Here is a 20,575-nt window from a genome sequence, read left to right as displayed (position 1 = left end):
GGATTTCAATGAGTTCCAATTCTATGGGCAAAAGCATCGTCGCCGACATGTCGCTGGCGGCGGAAGGCCATCTCAAGATCGACTGGGTCCGCCGGCATATGCCGGTGCTGAACCGGATTGCCGAGCAGTTCGCCAAGGAGCAGCCGTTCAAGGGCCTGAAGGTCTCGATCACCCTGCATCTGGAAGCGAAGACCGCTTATCTGGCCAAGGTGGTTCAGGCCGGGGGCGCGGAAGTCACGATTACCGGATCGAATCCGCTATCGACACAGGACGATGTATGCGCGGCGCTGGTCGAAGACGGCATTACGGTCTTTGCCAAGTACAATCCGGGTCCCGAAGAGTTCAAGGCGCTTAACATCAAGGCGCTGGAGAGCAAGCCGGATCTCATCATTGACGATGGCGGCGATTTTGCCACCCTCCTGCATTCGGAACGTCCTGATCTGATGGAGAATCTGCGCGGCGGCGCGGAAGAGACGACCACGGGCATCATTCGGCTGAAGGCCCTGAAGAAGCAGGGACTGCTCAAGTTCCCTATGGTGGCCGTCAATGACGCCTACTGCAAGCATCTGTTCGACAACCGCTACGGAACAGGCCAATCCGCGTGGGATGGCATTGTCCGGACGACGAATCTGATGGTGGCCGGCAAAAATGTGGTCGTCGTCGGCTACGGCTGGTGCGGCAAAGGGGTGGCCATGCGCGCCAAGGGCCTTGGCGCCAACGTTATCGTGACTGAAGTGGATGCCATCAAGGCGGTGGAAGCCCATATGGACGGCTTCCAGGTCATGCCGATCACGGAAGCGGCGAAGCTCGGCGACTTCTTCGTGACGGTGACCGGCAACCGCTATGTAATCCGCGGCGAGCAGTTCGACGTCATGAAGGACGGCGCTATTATGTGCAACGCCGGCCACTTCGATGTGGAAGTGTGCAAGCCGGATCTGGACGAGCGTTCTGCAGCCAAGCGGACAGTGCGCCGTAATATCGAAGAATACGAGCTGAAGGACGGCCGCAAGCTGTACCTGCTCGCGGAGGGACGGCTCGTCAACCTTGGCGCTGCCGACGGCCATCCGGCCGAGATCATGGATATGACATTCGCGCTCCAGGCCTTGTCGCTGAAGTATGTCAACGACAACTATGAGAGACTGGGAGCTACCGTCCAGAACGTGCCGTATGAGCTGGACGAACAGGTCGCCCGGTACAAGCTTCAGAGTATGAACATCGGCATCGACACGCTGACGCAAGAGCAGATGGCTTATCTGGACAGCTGGAACCTGAACGACTGATCCTTTATACCGCTTGACTGATTGGCGGCAGCCCGGGAAGAGACATTCCCCGGGCTGCCGTTTGCTGTTGAAAGCCCCCGCAGACGCTGTCGGCTGTTGCGGAGAGACCTGTCCAATATTCACCTATATAATGGAAGAAAAAGAATGGAACCGCGAAATCGGAGCCGGACAGAAGAGCGGCGATTCGACAACGCACCGGCGGGCTGTGCCGGAACCGCTGGCAGTCTGCCGGTAACAATTCCCTTTTACCGGAAGAAGGGTTTTGATTTTTGGCGGCGAATCTATTATGCTTAAGTGGTGAAAAGTGGAGTGAAGTGGGGAATCGCGGCCAAGGGGTGGGCAAGCCGATGTTTATGGGGGAATACCAGCACAGCATAGACGAGAAAGGCCGCATCATCATTCCGGCCCGGTTCCGTGAACTGCTCGGGTCCTCCTTTGTGATTACCCGCGGACTTGACTCCTGTCTGTTTGTTTATCCCATGAGTGAATGGGGCATGATGGAACACAAGCTGAAGAGCCTCTCTCTGATGAAATCGGAGGCCCGCGCATTCAGCCGCTTCTTCTTCTCGGGGGCGACGGAATGCCAGTGGGACAAGCAGGGCCGGGTGAACGTGCCGGCGGTCTTGAGGCAGTATGCCAAGCTCGACAAGGACTGCGCCGTGCTGGGCGTATCGAACCGGGTGGAGATCTGGAACAAGGAACTCTGGGAACGGTACTGCGAAGAGTCGGAAGGGTCGTTCAATGAAATTGCCGAGAAACTGGTGGATTTCAATTTTGATTTGTAGGAAGAGAATTGCGATCAGGCGTTTTGGAGGGCTGCAGCTTGTTTCATCACATCACGGTTCTGAAAGAAGAAGCGACGGAAGGACTGAATATCCGACCAGACGGCATTTACGTAGACTGCACGCTCGGCGGGGCCGGGCACAGCGAGCGGATCTGTTCCAGACTGGGTGAAGGAGGCCATCTGATTGCACTGGATCAGGACGACTGGGCATTGGACAATGCCCGGGAAAGACTGGCTCCCTATGGGGACAAGGTAACGCTGGTCCGCACCAACTTCCGCGAATTGGAAGATGCGCTGAGATCGCTTGAATGGGTTCCGCAGGCGAACGGAGTCCCTCAGGTGGACGGAATTCTGTTCGATCTGGGCGTATCCTCGCCGCAGTTCGACGAGGGGGAGCGGGGATTCAGCTATAACCATGACGCTCCGCTGGATATGCGAATGGATCAGCAGGCGGAATTGACCGCCTGGGAGATTGTGAACGAATGGCCGGAGCAGGAGATCGCCCGGGTGCTTTTTCAATACGGAGAAGAGAAATTCTCCCGAAGAATCGCCGGCAAGATTATCGAACGCCGTGCGGTCCGGCCTATTAATAGTACAGGAGAATTAGCCGATATAGTCAAGGAGGCTATACCCGCGGCGACCCGCCGCACCGGCGGCCATCCGGCCAAACGCAGCTTCCAGGGCCTGCGCATCGCAGTCAACGATGAACTGGGCGCTCTGGAAGAAGCGCTGCATGCCGCAGTTCGCTGTCTGGCGCCGGGGGGACGGGTATCGGTCATTACGTTTCATTCGCTGGAAGACCGGATCTGCAAGCAAATTCTGGGAAGTTATGTGGGCAAGTGTACCTGTCCTCCGGATTTTCCCATGTGTGTCTGCAACAGTAAGGGAACTTTGAAGCTGGTGAACCGCAAAGCCATCGTACCCGGAGAGGCCGAACTGGAGCACAATCCGCGCGCCCGTTCGTCCAAGCTCCGGATCGCCGAGAAATTGTAAGCTGAAACCAAATGGGGACAAAGGAGAGTCAACAGATGGCGTATACCCGCGGCAATCTGGCCGTTCAACCGCAGAGGAAACCGGAATCGAACCCGCGCTACCGCGAGAAGACCAAAGTGGTTACCCGGCGGACGCCGCTCCCTTTGCAGGAGAAGCTCCGGTATCTGCTGACTCTGGCGTTGTTCGTTCTCGTAGCCGGCGTCCTGGTGTGGCGCTACGTACATATCTACGACCTGAACAAGCAGGCGCAGACACTCGACGGCGAGATCGCCCAGACCAAACGGCAAATTGCCGTGTATCAGATGCAGAAGCAGGAACTGGAACAGCAGGTTGTGGACAAAGCCAAGGCCCAGGGCTACCGGATGCCGGATAGCGAGACTTACATTTCGGTGGAGCCCAAGCCTGTCAGCACCAAAGGCGGCAACTAGAACTTCATGAGGGTACGACCTGGCCTTCCCTGCAGAGGGAAGGCATCTGTTTTCTCGGCTTGAATTTGGATTCTCAAAATAAAAGGTTGTGAGGTTTGCGTATGGTCAAGCGGATTAAGCTGCGCACACTGTTTATCGGAGGGTGCATCACCCTCTTTTTTCTTGTTCTGGTCGGCCGGGTCTTCTGGATTCAGGTCTGGGCCGCCGATTCCTGGAAGGATTATGCCCTGAAGCAATGGAGCCACACCTCGGTCCTGAAAGCCCAGAGGGGACAGATCACCGACCGCAACGGCATTGTGCTGGCGAGCGATGTTCCGGCCTACACCGTGGTGGTGGAGCCGCAGGTTATCCATGAACAGGGCATCCGCGACGAGGTGGTCGAGGGGCTGCATGAGATTCTGGGCAAGCCGGTGAATGAATTGGAACAGCTTATCGACGCCAAAGGCGAGGACGGCAAGCTGCTGAAGAACCGCGAGGTTCGGAGCGAGGGCTGGAAGGTCGGGCAGGAAGTGGCCGACAAGATCACGGAATTCTCCGAGAAGCTGGCCAAGGAGCATAAGATCCAGGAGACCGGCATCGGCTGGGTCCGGGACCAGAAGCGCTATTACCCGAAGGAAGATCTGGCCGCCCATGTGCTGGGCTATACCGACCGCGACGGGAAACCGGTGGCCGGGCTGGAATACTTCTACAATAATCAGCTTAAAGGAAAAGACGGTTTCTTGGATTATCAGAGCGACGGCAAGGGCTACAAGCTTCCCGACGGCAAAGAGGCCTACGAGCCGGCCGTCAACGGAAGCAGCCTGAAATTAACGATCGACAGCACGATTCAGTATTATATCCAGGATGCCATGAAAGAGACGTTCAACGAGTATCATCCGAAGAGCATGACCGTGATCGCCGCCGATCCCAATACGATGGAGATTCTCGGGCTGGCCAACCTGCCGACCTTTAATCCGAATAATTACGGGGCGACGAAAGACCAGAAAGATTTTTATAACCATGCGATCAAGTCGATCTATGAACCGGGTTCCACCTTCAAGATCGTCACTCTGGCCAGCGCGATCGAGGAGAACATTTTTGATCCCAATGCCACCTATATGTCGGGTTCCATCCGGATCAAGGGAACGCAGCTGCATGACAGCAAGCGGGCCGGCTGGGGCACAATCACCTATCTGGAAGGCGTGAAGCGTTCCAGCAACGTGGCCTTCATCAATCTGGGCTACGAGATGCTGGGCAAGGAGCGGCTGGTTAAATATATTGAAGATTTCGGTTTTGACCAGAAGACCGGTATCGATCTGCCCGGCGAAGTCGCCGGCCGGATTACGCCGAAGTGGGAGGTCGAATACGCGACGATGACCTTCGGCCACGGGAAGGTGCAGGTCACGCCTATCCAGCAGCTCGCCGCGGTGTCGGCGGTCGCCAACGGCGGCAAGCTGATGAAGCCGTATGTCGTCAAGGAGATCGACAATCCGAACAACGGCGAGAAGACTGTCACCAAGCCGGAGGTTGTGCGTCAGGTCATCTCGGAAGAGACGGCCAAGAAGACGGGGCTCTATCTCGAGCAGGTTGTCGCCGACCAGAAGATCGGCACCGGCCGCAAAGCTTATATTGACGGCTATCGTGTGGCCGGTAAGACCGGCACCGCGGTGAAGCCTGTCAACGGCAAGTACGATTATACAAAAAATATCGTATCCTTTATCGGCTACGCGCCGGTCAATGATCCGAAGATTGCGGTCATCGTCATTATCGACGAAGCGAATACGAATGACGGCGGGGGCGCCCTGGCAGCCCCGGTGTTCAAGAAGATCGTCTCCCAGTCGCTGGAGTACATGGGTGTGCCCAAGGAGTTCTCCAGCAAGGACGAGAGCGGCGCCGCCAAGGAGACGGCAAGCGGCAAGAAGGCCGCAGCCGTCCGCACTGCTCCGAATATGGTGGGCAAGCCGCTCCAGACAGCCCGCAATGAGCTGCTGAATCAGGGCTATGATTTCGATTCCGTAGGCACTGGCAGTTCAGTCGTCAGCCAGTATCCGCCGGCGGGCACGGCGCTTGCCACCGGCCAGAAGATCTATCTCATCGGCGAGGCCACCGACAAGCCGGTTATCCCGGATCTGTCCGGGCAGTCGCTGCGCGATGCGCTGGAGGTGCTGAGTCTCTTGAAGGTCGGCATTCACGTCAGCGGCGAAGGCTATGTCTCGAAGCAGACGCAGACGGTAGTGAACGGCCGGACCGAGGTCAGTCTGGAGCTTGCGCCGGTCAACAAATACGGCGAGCAGATTCCCGTGCCGAGCGAGCCTCCCGGGGAAGACGGGGGAGAAGGCGGCTGACCCCGAGGCTTGTTCTAACCCGTACCTGTCCCGAATAGGCATGTAGGAAAGAAGGCATGTCACTATACGGGAAAGCGGGGATGAGAGTTGAGAGTATCCAGAGTCGTCACCCGGCGGCGCATGCTGTGGACGCTGCTGGGGCTGGTCATGCTGTTCGGCGCGCTGGTCGTCCGGCTGGCTTACGTCCAACTGTCCGAAGGAAGCGAATTGTCGGCCAAGGCGGAGGAATCCTGGCGGCGCAACATTCCCTTTACGGCCAAACGGGGTGAAATTCTGGACCGCCAGGGCGTGCCGCTGGCCTACAATATCAGCACGCCGACGGTCTATGCCGTTCCGGTCCAGGTTAAGGATAAAGAAGCGACGGCTGCCCGGCTGGCACCGCTGCTCGGCATGACCCAGGAGAAGCTGAAGGACATGCTGTCGCAGTTCAAGGCGACGGTGCGGCTGCAGCCCGGCGGCCGCAAAATCACGGTCGAGCTGGCCCGGACCATCCGCGACTTGCAGCTGCCCGGCATCGTGGTCGCCGAAGACAGCAAGCGGTATTATCCCTACGGGGACCTGGCTGCGCATATCCTCGGATTCACCGGCATCGACAATCAGGGAATTACGGGGATCGAGAGCAAGTACGACAAGAAGCTGGAGGGAATCGGAGGGGATATCTCCTATTTGTCCGATGCCGCCGGACGGCTGATGCCGGGCTCCTCGGAGATCTACGACAAGCCGCAGGACGGGTTGAGCCTCGAGCTGACCATCGACAAGGATATTCAGTCGATCATGGAGCGGGAGCTGGACCAGGCCATGGTGAAATATCAGGCGAACGCCAGCTGGGCGATTGCCATGAATCCGAAGACCGGGGAGATTCTGGCGATGGCCAGCCGGCCGTCCTATGAACCGGCGCACTATCAGGAATACGATTCGGCTGTATACAACCGGAATCTTCCGATTTGGATGACCTACGAGCCCGGCTCCACCTTCAAGATTATTACGCTTGCCGCCGCGCTGGAGGAGAAGAAGGTGGATCTGGCGAACGAACGCTTCTACGATCCCGGCTACATTGAGGTCGGAGGAGCCCGGCTGCGGTGCTGGAAGAAAGGCGGGCACGGCAGCGAGACCTTCCTGCAGGTTGTCGAGAATTCCTGCAACCCCGGCTTTGTCACACTCGGCATGCGGCTTGGTAAAGACACGCTGTTCCAGTACATCCGCAATTTCGGGTTCGGAACGAAGACGGGAATCGACCTGAACGGCGAGGAGAACGGCATTCTGTTCAAGCCTTCGCGGGTCGGACCGGTCGAACTGGCGACCACGGCCTTCGGGCAGGGGGTCTCGGTCACCCCGATCCAGCAGGTGGCGGCGGTATCGGCCGCCATCAACGGAGGCAACCTTTTTAAGCCGCATGTCGCCAAGGCGTGGATCAATCCGGACACCGGCGCGACGGTATCCGAGGTGAAGCCGGAGCTGGTCCGGCGGGTCATCTCCGCGGAGACCTCGGCCAAGGTCCGGGCTGCGCTGGAGAGCGTGGTGGCCAAGGGAACCGGCCGCCCGGCCTTCATTGACGGCTACCGGGTCGGCGGCAAGACGGGGACCGCCCAGAAGGTCGTCAACGGCCGGTATTCGGCGACGGAGCATATCGTCTCGTTCATCGGCTTCGCGCCGGCCGACGATCCGCAGATCGTCGTGTATACGGCGGTCGACAACCCGAAGGGGATTCAGTTCGGCGGCGTGGTTGCGGCGCCGATTGTGCAGAGCATTTTACGGGATGCGCTGAATGTGCTCAAGGTGCCGCCGCGGACCGATCAGCTGGCGAAGGAATACAAGTACGGCGAGACGCCGATCGTTACGGTGCCCGATCTGACGGGAGCCAGCGTGCAGGATATTTACGAAGAGATGAACATGAACTTCAATCTGGTCCGCTCGGGTACCGGAGACACGGTGGTCAGCCAGGCGCCCAAAGCAGGGGCGCGGGTCGAGCGGGGCTCGACGATCCGGATTTACATGGGAGCCTCCCGTCCATAATGATAAGGACCGGGAAAGTCCACGAATATGAGAAGCGGGGGAGAACGAGTATGAAACTTGGAGAACTGGCGGGCTGCCTGGCGGCGGCCCGGCTGTACGGAAACGGCGATGTGGAGATTGGCGATCTGCAGGCGGATTCGCGCAAGGTGAAGCCGGGAGATCTGTTCATCTGCCTGCCGGGATTCACGGTAGACGGACATGACTACGCGCCGCAGGCAGCGGCGCAGGGCGCGGCCGCTCTCGTTGTAGAGCGGAAGCTTGCGGTAGACCTGCCGCAGATCGTCGTGGACGACTGCCGGTTCGCCATGGCGACGATGGCCGGAGCCTTCTTCGGCTCGCCGAGCAGCCGGATGAATCTGATCGGCGTCACCGGGACCAACGGCAAGACGACGACTACCTACCTGATCGAACGGATTCTGGAGGATTACGGCATCAAGACGGGGCTGATCGGCACGATTCAGATGCGGTACGACGGCGCCAGCTATCCGATGTCGGGAACGACGCCCGAATCGCTGGAGCTGCAGCGCAGCCTGCATGACATGGCGGCGCGCGGCGTACAAGCCTGCGTGATGGAGGTGTCGTCCCATGCGCTGGAACAGGGAAGAGTGAAGGGGACGGACTTCCGGACGGCGATTTTTACCAATCTGACCCAGGATCATCTTGATTATCATCATACGATGGAAGAGTACCGTGCGGCCAAAGGGCTGTTCTTCTCGCGGCTGGGCAATGTGACCTCCCCTTGGAAAGAGGAGCGCAAGTACGCGGTGCTGAACGGCGATGATCCGGCCAGCGCCTACTTCCGGGCCCAGACGGCAGCCGAAGTCATTACATACGGCATCGAGAACCCGGCCAATGTCAGAGCCTCCGGCATCTCGATTACGGCGCGCGGCACCTCGTTCCACGTGGATACCTTCCGGGGCAGCGCCGATATTTCACTGCGCATGGTCGGCAAGTTCAACGTCTACAATGCGCTGGCGGCGATTACCGCCGCGCTGCTTGAGGAGATTCCGCTGGAAGCCATCAAGGCGAGCATTGAAGCGGTGCCGGGCGTGGACGGACGCGTGGAGGCGGTAAATGAAGGTCAGGACTACGCCGTGATCGTCGATTACGCGCATACCCCCGACGGTCTGGAGAATGTGCTGCGCACCGTGAATGAATTCGCGGAGGGCCGGGTGCTGACCGTGTTCGGCTGCGGCGGCGACCGCGACAAGACGAAGCGGCCGAAGATGGGCAAGATTGCGGCCCGGTACAGCGATCATGTCTTCGTCACCTCCGATAACCCGAGAACGGAAGACCCGGAACAGATTCTGAAGGATATTGAAGCGGGACTGGCGGAAGACGGCGTAGCCGCCGAAGCCTACGAGCTGATCGCCGACCGCCGGGAAGCCATCGGCAGGGCTATTGAAATGGCAAGCTCCGGCGATGTAGTATTGATTGCGGGCAAAGGCCATGAGACGTACCAGATTGTCGGCAAGGTCAAGCATGATTTTGACGACCGGGTCGTTGCCAAAGAAGCGATAAGGGGCAGAAACCATTGATTACGAAGACGATAGAACAGATCGCGGCCATGTGCGGAGGCGTACCTTCGCCCGGCGCGCAGCTTGACGCTGCCGTCTCGGGCGTGGTCACCGACTCCCGGAAGCTGTCGCCGGGCTGCCTGTTCGTGCCGCTCGCGGGCGAACGGTTCGACGGCCATGACTACGGCGCGGCGGCGCTGGCCGAAGGAGCCGGCGGCTTGCTGTGGCAGCGGGACAAGGGTCCCGCTCCGGAAGGCAATGCCGTGCTGGTCGAAGACACACTGGCCGCGCTGCAGAGACTGGCGTCCGCATACCTGAAGGAGACGGCTCCCCGGGTGGTGGGCATCACCGGCAGCAACGGCAAGACGACGACGAAGGATATGGTCACGGCGCTGCTGGCAACCCGTTACCGGGTTCACAAGACGCAGGGCAACTTCAACAATCACATCGGTCTTCCGCTGACGATTCTGTCGATGCCGGAGGACACGGAGATTGCGGTTCTGGAAATGGGCATGAGCGCCCGGGGCGAGATCGCGCTGCTGACGCAGATTGCGCCTCCGGATGTGGCCGTCATCACGAATATCGGCGAGTCGCATCTGCTTCAGCTCGGCTCCCGGCTGGAGATTGCCCGGGCGAAGCTGGAAATCGCCGAAGGGCTGAAGCCGGGCGGCCTGCTGATCCTCAACGGCGACGAGCCGCTGCTGGCGCAGGTGATGAGCGAGCCGGGCTTCGCCGGCCCGAAGGAGATGCAGACGGTGCGCTTCGGAATGGACGAAGCCAACGACGACTACCCGACCGGGCTTTTGCAGACGGACGGCGCGACTTCGATGTTCACCTGCCGCACGCTCGGCGACCGGACGCTGACGCTTCCGCTGCCGGGCATGCACAATGTCATCAACGCTCTGGCGGCTATCGCCGTCGCCCGGCATTTCGGCCTGGACGGAGCGGCCATCACGGAGGGCTTCGGGGCGCTGAAGCTGACGGGAATGCGCATCGAAGTGACGAAGACCGCAGCTGGAGTAACGCTGCTGAACGATGCCTACAATGCCAGCCCGACCTCGATGCGCGCGGCGCTTGAGGTTCTGCAGGGCATGAAGGCCGGCGGTTCCCGGATCGCGGTTCTCGGGGACATGCTGGAGCTCGGCGAGCGGGAGATTGAATTTCACCGCGAGATCGGCGCCGGCGCCGATCCAGAGCGGATCGACGCGATTCTGACCTGCGGGCCGCTGTCGCGGCATTTGGCAGAAGCTGCGCGGGAGCGCGGCATTCGCGAAGTGCATGCTTTTGAAGACAAGGAAGAGCTTGGGGATCTGCTGGTTCGTTTGGTGCGTCCCGGCGACGTTGTGCTGTTCAAGGCATCGCGGGGCATGAGACTGGAAGAAGTGCTGCGCCGTCTGCAGGACGGCCCGGAAACCGCGCACAACTGATTATGGAGGAGGTGTACCCATGGATTATCAACTGCTGCTTCTGACGATCGCCGTATCCTTTATCCTTGCGGTCATTGCCGCTCCTCTGCTGATTCCGCTGCTGCGCAGAATGAAATTCGGGCAGCAGGTGCGCGACGACGGTCCGCAGTCTCATCTCAAGAAGGCCGGTACGCCCACGATGGGCGGAATCATTATCATTCTGGCGTTCACGCTCAGCTATCTGAAGTTCTCGGTCGTGAACACCGATTTCTACGTGCTGCTGGTGGCGGCGCTGGGTTACGGGCTTATCGGATTTCTGGACGACTATATCAAAATCGTGTTCCGCCGCTCCCTCGGCCTGACGCCGAGACAGAAGCTGCTGGGACAGCTCGTCGTCGGAGCCGTCATGAGCGTGCTGCTGATCCAAGCGGGCCACAGCACCGCTATCGCGGTACCGGGAACCTCGGTCAGCTTCGACTGGACCGGCTGGTTCTATTATCCGTTCATCATCGTCATGATGATGGCGATCACGAACGCCGTCAACTTCACGGACGGCGTGGACGGCCTGCTGTCGGGTGTCGGCGCCATCGCGCTGGCGGCGTATGCCGTGGTGGCGATGCAGGCGACTTCGATCGCGGCCGGCGTCTGCGCGGCCGCCATGATCGGCGCCGTTCTCGGCTTCCTCGTCTTCAACGCCCATCCCGCCAAAGTATTCATGGGCGATACGGGCTCGCTGGCGATTGGCGGAGCCATCGGAGGCGTCGCTATCGTAACGAAGAGCGAACTGCTGTTTGTGGTCATCGGGGGCGTGTTCGTAATCGAAATGCTGTCGGTCGTGCTGCAGGTGGCATCATTCAAGCTGCGGGGCAAGCGGATCTTCCGCATGAGCCCGATTCATCATCATTTCGAGCTGGGCGGCTGGTCGGAATGGCGGGTCGTCATGACCTTCTGGGCGGTCAGCGCGGTGCTGGCGGCTCTTGGACTCTATATCAGCAAGGGGTTGTAGACAAATGAATCATCCGGATTCTTACCGCGGTGAAGAGGTCGTGGTGCTGGGCCTCGCCAAGAGCGGCGTTCAGGTGGCGAAGGTGCTGCATGAACGCGGCGCCCTTGTGACCGTCAATGACAAGAAGAGCAGGGAAGAGAGTCCCGAAGCATCCGAATTGGAGGCTTTGGGCATTTCTGTTGTATGCGGGGGTCATCCGGAAGGACTGATCCACGAAGGCGTTAAGCTGCTCGTCAAAAATCCCGGCATCCCGTACAGCGCCCCGCCGGTGCGCCAGGCCGAAGAACTCGGCATCGAGATTGTGACCGAGGTGGAAATCGCCTACCGGCTGTGCGCGGCGCCGATAATCGGCATTACCGGCTCCAACGGCAAGACGACCACCACGACCTGGACAGGCGTGATGCTGGAAGCCGCCGGCATGAGACCGATCGTAGCGGGGAACATCGGCACGCCGCTCTGCCAGGCGGCCCAGGAAGCCGACCCCGGCAACTGGATGGTCGTTGAACTCAGCAGCTTCCAGCTGAAGGGGACCCAGACTTTCCGTCCCCGTGTCGCCGCGCTGCTCAATATTGCCGAGACGCATCTGGATTACCACGGCGATATGGAGGACTATGTGGCGTCCAAGGCGAAGCTGTTCGCCAACCAGGGACCGGAGGATACCGCGGTGCTGAACTGGGATGACCCCGTCTGCCGGGACCTGGTTCCCTACCTGAAGGCGGCAATTCTGCCCTTCTCCATGACCGAACAGCTGATGGAAGGCGTCTTCGTGCGCCCCTCGTTCGTTCCGGACACCGAGGACGAGCTGTCCCGGACGATAGTCTACCGGTCAGCCGGGGGACAGGAGACCGAGATTGCCGCTGTCGATTCCATCGGACTGCCGGGGCGGTTCAATGTCGAGAACGCGCTGGCGGCCTGCGCCATCGCCATTGCGGCGGGCGCAGACCCTGCGGGCCTTGCGGCTCCGCTGGCCGAATTCCGGGGAGTGGAGCACCGTCTGGAGTATGTCGCCGACAAGAAGGGCGCCGCCTATTACAACAATTCCAAAGCAACCAACTCCAAGGCAACCACCATGGCGCTCACCTCGTTCCGCAGACCCGTCGTGCTGATCGCCGGGGGACTGGACCGCGGCTCCGACTATATGGAGCTGCTTCCGGTTCTTCAGGAACGGGTCAGAGCCGTGGTCTTGCTCGGAGAGACCCGGGAGAAGCTGGCGCGCGTCGCCGGACTGGCCGGTTTGGAGACAGTGATTTCCGTCGACAATGAGGACAGCGCCGCCGGCACGCTGGTCCGCGCGGTCCGGGAAGCGGCCGGGATCGCCCGGGAGGGCGATGTCGTCCTGCTCTCTCCGGCCTGTGCAAGCTGGGACATGTTCAAGTCCTACGAGGAACGCGGGCGTATTTTTAAAGAGGCGGTGCATAATCTGTAAGTAGGGGGGCGGTGGATAAGCCTCCACTACTTGGCAAGAGGTGTGCTCCTCATGAACAAGACGCGTCACGCGCCGGACATCTGGCTGCTGATTCCGATCCTGGTCCTGCTCGCCATCGGGATGATTATGGTCTACAGCGCGGGCTCCGTCCTGGGCTTCCGCAACTACGGCGATTCCTTCTACTTTGTGAAGCGTCAGGCGCTGTTCGCAGCGCTGGGGCTGACCGCGATGTACTTCACGGCCAGCATTGATTACCGGGTATGGCGGCGCTACGCAAAGCCGGCGCTGCTGGTCTGCTTCGGCCTGCTGGTCGTCGTGCTGATTCCCGGCATCGGCGTCGTCCGCGGCGGCGCGCGGAGCTGGCTCGGGATCAGCTCCTTCGGCATCCAGCCCTCGGAGTTCATGAAGATGGGGATGATTCTCTTCCTGGCGAACTGGCTCGGACGGGACGATTATGACATTTCGACCTTTACCCGGGGGCTGCTGCCGCCGCTGGCTCTTATCGGCAGCGCCTTCGCTCTGATTATGCTTCAGCCCGACCTTGGGACGGGCACGGTCATGATGGGCGCTTCGCTGATGATGATCTTTACCGCCGGCGCCCGGATGAAGCATCTGCTGGGCCTCGGGGCCGCAGGGCTTGCCGGCTTCGCCGGACTGGTCGCCGCCGCGCCGTACCGGCTGAAGCGGATTACCGCGTTCCTGGACCCCTGGTCCGATCCGCTCGGCTCCGGCTACCAGATTATCCAGTCGCTCTATGCGATCGGACCCGGCGGGCTTGGCGGACTGGGTCTCGGCATGAGCCGTCAGAAATTCAGCTATGTGCCCGAGCCCCAGACGGACTTTATCTTCTCCATTCTGGCCGAGGAGCTCGGCTTCATCGGCGGCATCGCCGTGCTGGGCCTGTTCCTGGTCCTGATCTGGCGGGGCATGAAAGTGGCCATGAGCCTGCCGGACCGGTTCGGCAGCTACCTGGCCGTCGGCATTGTCTGCATGGTCGCCGTGCAGGTCGTCATCAACATCGGCGTTGTCATCGGGCTCATGCCGGTTACCGGCATTACCCTGCCGCTGATCAGCTATGGCGGGTCGTCGCTGACCCTTATGCTGACAGCGCTTGGAATACTACTCAACTTATCCCGTTATGCGAGGTGAACGCTATGCGCGTCGTACTGAGCGGCGGCGGAACGGGCGGACATATTTACCCGGCCGTCGCCGTAGCGAGGCAGATGGAGGCGGAGGAAGAGAATCCCGCCTTTTTGTATATAGGAGGAACGAGGGGCCTGGAGAGCAAGCTGGTTCCCCAGGAGAACCTGCCGTTCAAGTCCATTGATATCACCGGATTCCGGCGCAAGCTGTCGATGGACAATGTCAAGACCGTGATGCGCTTCCTGAAGGGCGTCAAGGAGTCCAAAGCGATGCTGAGAGAATTCAAGCCAGACGTCGTCGTCGGCACAGGCGGTTATGTGTGCGGACCGGTAGTCTATGCGGCTTCCAGACTCGGCATTCCGACCCTGATCCATGAGCAGAACGCCATCCCGGGTCTGACCAACAAATTCCTCAGCCGGTATGCCGATACCGTCGCCGTAAGCTTCGAGGGAACGGAATCGTCCTTCTCCGGGGCGAAGAGAGTCATCTACACCGGCAATCCGCGGGCGACAACCGTTGCGGCGGCCAATGCCCGCCGGGGCTACGCTACGCTCGGCATTCCCGAGAACAGCACCGTCGTGCTGGTGATCGGCGGCAGCCGGGGAGCGAAGGCGATCAACGAAGCGATGATCGATATGGCGCCGCTGGTCATGAAGTCCGAAGGCGTCCATTACATCTACGTCACCGGGGAAGGCTACTATGAGGAGACGCGCAAGACGCTGCGGGCGAAGCTCGGCAGTCTGCCGAATCATCTGCATGTGCTTCCGTATATTCACAACATGCCGGAGGTGCTGGCCTGCACGACGCTGATCGTCAACCGGGCGGGAGCTTCCTTCCTGGCTGAGATTACCGCGCTTGGCATCCCTTCCGTGCTGATCCCATCGCCCAACGTGACGAACAATCACCAGGAGGCGAATGCAAGACAGCTGGAGAAGGAGGGCGCATCGGTTGTCATTCTCGAAAAAGACCTGACCGGCTCCGTCCTGCACGAGGCCGTCGCCGGCATCGTGGGCAGCGAGGAGCGCCGCCGCTCCATGTCGGAGGCGTCGAAGCGGCTGGGCAAACGCGACTCCGCGGCCGTCGTCACGGCAGAGCTGCGCCGGCTGGCCGCCAAAGGCCGCAAGTAGCGAGGGCGGCTGCGAAGGCGGCTGCGCCTCCGCCTCTTCGCCAGTCACACTCCCGGATCATCGTACATACGATATCGTATAAATCGTGACAATCACCCAGACCTTCCGGCCTTCCGGCCGAAGCGTCTTCGGGGATGAACGGTAATCCCGGAGGTGATACATTGGACAAATTGGTGATTGAGGGCGGAATTCCCCTGTCCGGCACCATTCGTATCCATGGAGCGAAGAACGCGGCGCTTCCCATTCTGGCGGCAAGCCTGCTGGCCGAGGGTGTGCATGTGCTCCGCAATGTGCCGAAGCTGCTGGACATCGAGACGATGCTGGCCATTCTGGACCGTCTCGGCTGCGCCACCGGGCATGCCGGCGATACCGTAACCGTGGACACCTCCTCTGTTGCGACCTCGCATGTACCCGCGGAGCTGATGAGGCAGATGCGGTCCTCCATCTTTCTGATGGGACCGCTGCTCTCCCGCTTTGGCGAGGTTACGATCTACCAGCCGGGAGGCTGCGCGATCGGAGAACGCAAGATTGACCTTCATCTGGAAGGTCTGAAGGCGCTAGGCGCAGAGATTACGGAGACGGGGGAGCAGATCTCTTGCCGGGCAGGCCGGCTGGTCGGCTGCGACATTCACCTGGATTATCCGAGCGTCGGCGCAACGGAGAATCTGATGATGGCCGCCGCAACGGCAGAGGGCACGACGGTGATCACGGGCGCTGCCCGCGAGCCGGAAATTCAGGATCTCCAGAACTACCTCAACCGAATGGGCGCACGAATTATCGGAGCGGGGACAGACACGATTACGATCCAGGGCGTCGATCGGCTGACGCCGTGCGAGTATGAGGTCATTCCCGACCGGATCGTGGCCGGAACCGTGATGATTGCGGCTGCGGCTACCAGGGGAAATGTAGTTCTGAGCGGGACGAACGCGGGTCATCTGAGCTCGCTGATCCACGTTCTGCGGCGCGCCGGTGTTCAAATCGCAGTCTGCAATGATATAATTGAAATCGGCTGTATGGGCCGCCCCAAAGCGGTGGACCGCATCGTGACTTCTCCGTATCCGTCCTTTCCGACCGATCTGCAATCGCAGATTATGGTGCTGCTGGCGCTGGCCGACGGATTCAGCGTCATCAAGGAGACGGTGTTCGAGGGGCGCTTCAAGCATGTGGAAGAGATGAACCGGATGGGGGCCGATATATCCATCGACCTGAACCGGGCGTTCATCCGCGGCGTGCGCCGCTTGTACGGAGCCACCGTGGAAGCGACCGATCTGCGGGCGGGAGCTGCGCTGGTCATCGCAGGGCTGGCCGCCCAGGGCACGACGGTAGTCGAGCAGGCCCACCACATCGACCGCGGATACGACGGCATTGAGTTTCTGTTCCGCAAGCTTGGCGGGCGCATTACCCGCAAGGTTCCGGGCGCCGTCGATCTGGCCAACTAATCGTCTGCCGTTCCTCCGCCGGAGCCTTCCGGCGGGGGGACGGGCCGATATAACGGAGAATAACTATGTCCAATATGCGTCTGCCTGTTCTCCCGGAGGACAAGCCCAAGAAAAAAATGAGCCGAAAAGTCACCCTGATTCTGCTGCTGCTCTTTTTCGCGCTGCTGGCCGTCATCTTCTTCCGGTCGCCCGTCAGCCGCATTACCGATATCGAGTTCACGGGCAGCCGGTATTCGAGCCGGCAGGAGCTGCTCAAGCACAGCGGCCTGAAGCAGAACGGCCAGTTCTTCGCCGTCTCCGGCTCGAAGGTGGAGAAGGCGCTGCTGGAACTCCCGACCATCCAGAAGGCGGAAGTGGACAAGTCCTTCCCGGGCCGTGTCGTCATCCGGATCACCGAATTTCCGGCCGTGGCCTATGAACTGGACGGGCAGGGCAGCCTGAAGGCCATCCTCTCCAGCGGAGCGGCTGTATCCGTGGACCACGCTGGCATCGCCGTGGAGAAGCCGATTCTGACGAACTGGAAGTCGAATGATCCCTACAAGGCGAAGCTCTGCCAGACCCTTGCAGGCATTCCCAATGAGCTGACCAGCGATATATCGGAGATCGTTCCGTCGCCGACGCTTTCTTTTCCGGACCGGATCAAGCTGTACACAAGGTCGCACTTCGAGGTGATCACGGCCGTTTCGCTGCTGAAGGAGAAAGTGGCCTACCTCAATCAGGTCATCGAGACGGAAGAGCCCGGTTTGATTCGGATGCTGGAGGCGGACTCCTACGTTCCGTTCTACACCGAAGGCGATGACGCTTCCGCAGAAGAACAGGCGCCTTAACTGGCACTACTATCTCGGTATAAAAAATGCTACAATCATTCTTATTGACACGCACGAGCACTCCCTCTTTTTTCTTCGGATTTTTAGAATCCAGACCCGTATTTGGAGTCTCCAAAAAATTTGTAGAAAAAAGAGGGAAAGGAATGGGCATGTGGAATATGTAAAAGGACCTTTCCCCAGGGCGGGAAACCATAACGAAGAATATCGATAACACGGGAGGTGCCATAGGGGTTGAGCAACAATGACATCATTGTTAGTTTGGACATCGGTACATCCAAAGTTCGGGCAATAATCGGAGAAATCACGAACGGAACCTTGAATATTATCGGTGTCGGTTCGGCCGATTCGGAAGGCATTCGCAAGGGCGCGATTGTCGATATCGACCAGACCGTCCATTCCATCAAGAGCGCTGTTGAACATGCCGAGCAGATGGTCGGTATTCAAATATCCGAAGTATACGTCGGGATTTCAGGCAACCACATCGGTCTGCAGTCGAGCCATGGCGTCGTCGCCGTCCAGAACGAGGACCGCGAGATTGGCGACGAGGATATCGCCCGCGTGCTCAAGGCGGCCGAGGTGATCGCGCTTCCTCCGGAACGCGAGGTCATTGATGTGGTGGCCAAGCAGTACATTGTTGACGGACTTGAGGGCATCCAGGACCCGCGCGGCATGATCGGCGTGCGCCTGGAAGTAGAAGCAACGATTGTTACGGGAGCGAAGACGCCTATACATAATCTGCTGCGCTGCGTAGAGAAATCAGGACTGCGGGTGAAGGATCTGGTGCTGATGTCTCTGGGCGCCGGCGGATTGGCGCTCTCCAAGGATGAGAAATCCATGGGGGCGGTGCTGGTGGATATCGGCGCAGGCGCAACGACCATCGCCGTGTACGAGGAAGGCGCACTGGTCGCCACTTCGACGATTCCGATCGGGGGCGAGTTCGTAACGAACGACATCGCCTACGGGCTTCGGACGCTGACCGACCAGGCGGAGAAGGTCAAGCTGAAATACGGCTGCGCCTGGATGGACGATGCGGCCTCCGATGTTGTATTTAAGGTGCTGCGGATCGGCAGCAACGTCGAGAAGGAGTTCAACCAGGAGGACCTGGCGGCGATCATCGAACCCCGCGTCCAGGAGATCTTCCATCTGATCCGCCAGGAGACCAAGCGGCTTGGTTACAGCGAGCTTCCCGGAGGTTATATACTAACGGGTGGAACGGTATCCATGCCCGGCGTGCTGAAAGCCGCCCAATCCGAACTGTCCGCATCCGTCCGAATTGCGGTACCCGATTATATCGGAGTACGGGACCCCGGATTTACAAGCGGCGTCGGAATTCTGCACCATGTGGTGCGCAGCTTCCGGGGTAGAAACAGCGGAACGAGCGCGAACAAGAAGACGACGGCCGGCAGAGCCAAGCCGAATCCGGCGCCGGCCGGCGAACCCGCGCCGCAGAAACCGGGAATCGTGGAACGTCTCAAGAACATTTTTAGCGATTTCATATAAGGCTTTTTTGCAAATGTCGATCTGATGCCCCGTAAGAGCGGCTGGGAAGAATCTTGCAAAAACCGCCTAGACAAACGTCCAGATATACTTGGACCGGCCATCCAAGCACTATTCGAGGGGGAGAGGGAACAATATGTTGGAATTTGATTTTGAAATGGAGAGCTTGGCGCAGATTAAAGTCATCGGCGTCGGCGGCGGCGGGAGCAACGCCGTCAACCGGATGATTGAGAACGGCGTGCAGGGTGTGGAGTTCATTACGGTGAACACAGACGCCCAGGCGCTGCATATGGCCAAATCGGAGCATAAGCTGCAGATCGGGGACAAGCTGACCCGCGGTCTCGGCGCGGGGGCGAACCCCGAGGTGGGCAAGAAAGCCGCCGAAGAATCCCGCGATTTGATTTCCAATACGCTGAAGGGTGCGGACATGGTGTTCGTTACCGCCGGCATGGGCGGCGGCACCGGTACCGGAGCAGCTCCGGTAATCGCCGAAATTGCCCGCGAATGCGGCGCATTGACGGTCGGAGTCGTAACCCGTCCGTTCACGTTTGAAGGACGGAAGCGGTCGACCCAGGCGGAACTGGGCATCGAGGCGCTGAAGGAGAAGGTTGACACTCTCATCGTCATTCCGAATGACCGTCTCCTTGAGATTGTAGATAAGAAGACGCCGATGCTGGAAGCATTCCGCGAAGCGGACAATGTGCTCCGTCAGGCGGTTCAGGGCATTTCCGACCTGATCGCCGTCCCCGGCCTCATCAACCTCGACTTTGCCGACGTGAAGACCATCATGACCGAACGCGGTTCCGCCCTGATGGGCATCGGCATCGCGACCGGCGAGAACCGGGCTTCCGAAGCGGCTCGCAAGGCCATTATGAGTCCCCTGCTTGAGACTTCCATCGAAGGCGCCCGCGGCGTCATCATGAACATTACCGGCGGCTCCAACCTGTCGCTGTATGAAGTCAATGAAGCCGCCGAGATTGTGACTTCGGCTTCCGATCCGGAAGTCAACATGATCTTCGGTGCAATCATTGAAGAGAGCATGAAGGACGAGATCAAGGTTACCGTCATTGCCACCGGATTTGAGCACAAGGGTGCTTCGATCATGCCGGGGCGCCGTCCTGCGGCGTCGCAGCCTGAACCGGCTCAACCAGACAAGACGGCCCTGCGTCCGTTCGGCAACACGCCGAGCGCGGACCAGCTAGATATCCCGACCTTCCTGCGCAATCGCTCGCGCGGCGGCAACCACGAGTAGGAACCCTGACAAGCGAATAGCGAATCGGATCTGGATGGCGCATACCCGCTCTTCGGCTTTAGCCGAGGAAGCGGGTTTTTTATTGCGAAGAAGGGAAAGCCAAAGAACCCTCG

At 59.9% G+C, this 20,575-nt stretch carries 16 protein-coding genes; all 16 read left to right on the top strand.

The annotated features are described in order from the left end of the window. Positions 1-8 precede the first annotated feature (8 nt). The 16 genes from F4V43_RS03745 (at position 9) to ftsZ (ending at position 20,462) form a co-directional block, all read left to right on the top strand. Entirely contained in the window at positions 9-1,280 is a 1,272-nt protein-coding gene (locus F4V43_RS03745; protein WP_150456898.1) for an adenosylhomocysteinase, read from the top strand. Between the two features lie 347 nt (positions 1,281-1,627). After that, positions 1,628-2,065, top strand: a complete 438-nt coding sequence (mraZ, locus tag F4V43_RS03740; protein ID WP_150456897.1) for a division/cell wall cluster transcriptional repressor MraZ — start codon at positions 1,628-1,630, stop codon at positions 2,063-2,065. A 38-nt stretch (positions 2,066-2,103) separates the two neighbouring features. Next, positions 2,104-3,057, top strand: a complete 954-nt coding sequence (rsmH, locus tag F4V43_RS03735; protein WP_150456896.1) for a 16S rRNA (cytosine(1402)-N(4))-methyltransferase RsmH — start codon at positions 2,104-2,106, stop codon at positions 3,055-3,057. Positions 3,058-3,092: 35 nt separating this feature from the next. Beyond that, positions 3,093-3,485: a hypothetical protein gene (locus F4V43_RS03730; protein WP_223879761.1), complete on the top strand. Its 393-nt coding sequence runs from the start codon at positions 3,093-3,095 to the stop codon at positions 3,483-3,485. 101 nt (positions 3,486-3,586) lie between these two features. Next, a complete protein-coding gene (locus tag F4V43_RS03725; protein WP_150456895.1) occupies positions 3,587-5,809 on the top strand; it encodes a penicillin-binding transpeptidase domain-containing protein in 2,223 nt (740 codons plus the stop codon). 120 nt (positions 5,810-5,929) lie between these two features. Further along, positions 5,930-7,822 (top strand): stage V sporulation protein D, encoded by a 1,893-nt coding sequence (locus tag F4V43_RS03720; protein WP_411898446.1) that lies wholly within the window; start codon positions 5,930-5,932, stop codon positions 7,820-7,822. Positions 7,823-7,872: 50 nt separating this feature from the next. Beyond that, positions 7,873-9,360, top strand: coding sequence for a UDP-N-acetylmuramoyl-L-alanyl-D-glutamate--2,6-diaminopimelate ligase (locus F4V43_RS03715; RefSeq protein ID WP_150456893.1), 1,488 nt, complete (start codon positions 7,873-7,875; stop codon positions 9,358-9,360). Further along, a complete protein-coding gene (locus tag F4V43_RS03710; RefSeq protein ID WP_150457045.1) occupies positions 9,360-10,766 on the top strand; it encodes a UDP-N-acetylmuramoyl-tripeptide--D-alanyl-D-alanine ligase in 1,407 nt (468 codons plus the stop codon). Before F4V43_RS03715 ends, F4V43_RS03710 begins: the two co-directional genes overlap by 1 nt. A 19-nt stretch (positions 10,767-10,785) precedes the next feature. Beyond that, positions 10,786-11,751, top strand: coding sequence for a phospho-N-acetylmuramoyl-pentapeptide-transferase (mraY, locus tag F4V43_RS03705; protein ID WP_150456892.1), 966 nt, complete (start codon positions 10,786-10,788; stop codon positions 11,749-11,751). Positions 11,752-11,755: 4 nt separating this feature from the next. Next, positions 11,756-13,177, top strand: a complete 1,422-nt coding sequence (murD, locus tag F4V43_RS03700) for a UDP-N-acetylmuramoyl-L-alanine--D-glutamate ligase (protein WP_150456891.1) — start codon at positions 11,756-11,758, stop codon at positions 13,175-13,177. A gap of 51 nt (positions 13,178-13,228) precedes the next feature. Further along, positions 13,229-14,326: a stage V sporulation protein E gene (gene spoVE / locus F4V43_RS03695; RefSeq protein WP_150456890.1), complete on the top strand. Its 1,098-nt coding sequence runs from the start codon at positions 13,229-13,231 to the stop codon at positions 14,324-14,326. Positions 14,327-14,331: 5 nt separating this feature from the next. Then, positions 14,332-15,447, top strand: a complete 1,116-nt coding sequence (murG, locus tag F4V43_RS03690) for an undecaprenyldiphospho-muramoylpentapeptide beta-N-acetylglucosaminyltransferase (RefSeq protein WP_150456889.1) — start codon at positions 14,332-14,334, stop codon at positions 15,445-15,447. A gap of 134 nt (positions 15,448-15,581) precedes the next feature. Further along, on the top strand, positions 15,582-16,886 hold the full coding sequence (gene murA / locus F4V43_RS03685; RefSeq protein WP_191089466.1) for a UDP-N-acetylglucosamine 1-carboxyvinyltransferase: 1,305 nt from the start codon (positions 15,582-15,584) through the stop codon (positions 16,884-16,886). Between the two features lie 65 nt (positions 16,887-16,951). After that, positions 16,952-17,713 (top strand): cell division protein FtsQ/DivIB, encoded by a 762-nt coding sequence (locus tag F4V43_RS03680; RefSeq protein WP_150456887.1) that lies wholly within the window; start codon positions 16,952-16,954, stop codon positions 17,711-17,713. Between the two features lie 231 nt (positions 17,714-17,944). Further along, positions 17,945-19,213 (top strand): cell division protein FtsA, encoded by a 1,269-nt coding sequence (gene ftsA / locus F4V43_RS03675; RefSeq protein ID WP_150456886.1) that lies wholly within the window; start codon positions 17,945-17,947, stop codon positions 19,211-19,213. Positions 19,214-19,346: 133 nt separating this feature from the next. Continuing rightward, positions 19,347-20,462, top strand: a complete 1,116-nt coding sequence (gene ftsZ, locus F4V43_RS03670) for a cell division protein FtsZ (protein WP_150456885.1) — start codon at positions 19,347-19,349, stop codon at positions 20,460-20,462. Positions 20,463-20,575: the final 113 nt, after the last annotated feature.

Source organism: Paenibacillus spiritus (assembly GCF_008710135.1).
Lineage (GTDB): Bacteria > Bacillota > Bacilli > Paenibacillales > Paenibacillaceae > Paenibacillus_AQ > Paenibacillus_AQ glufosinatiresistens.
The sequence above is the reverse complement of the archived record's forward strand: the minus strand, read 5'-3'. Positions and strand labels throughout refer to the sequence as shown.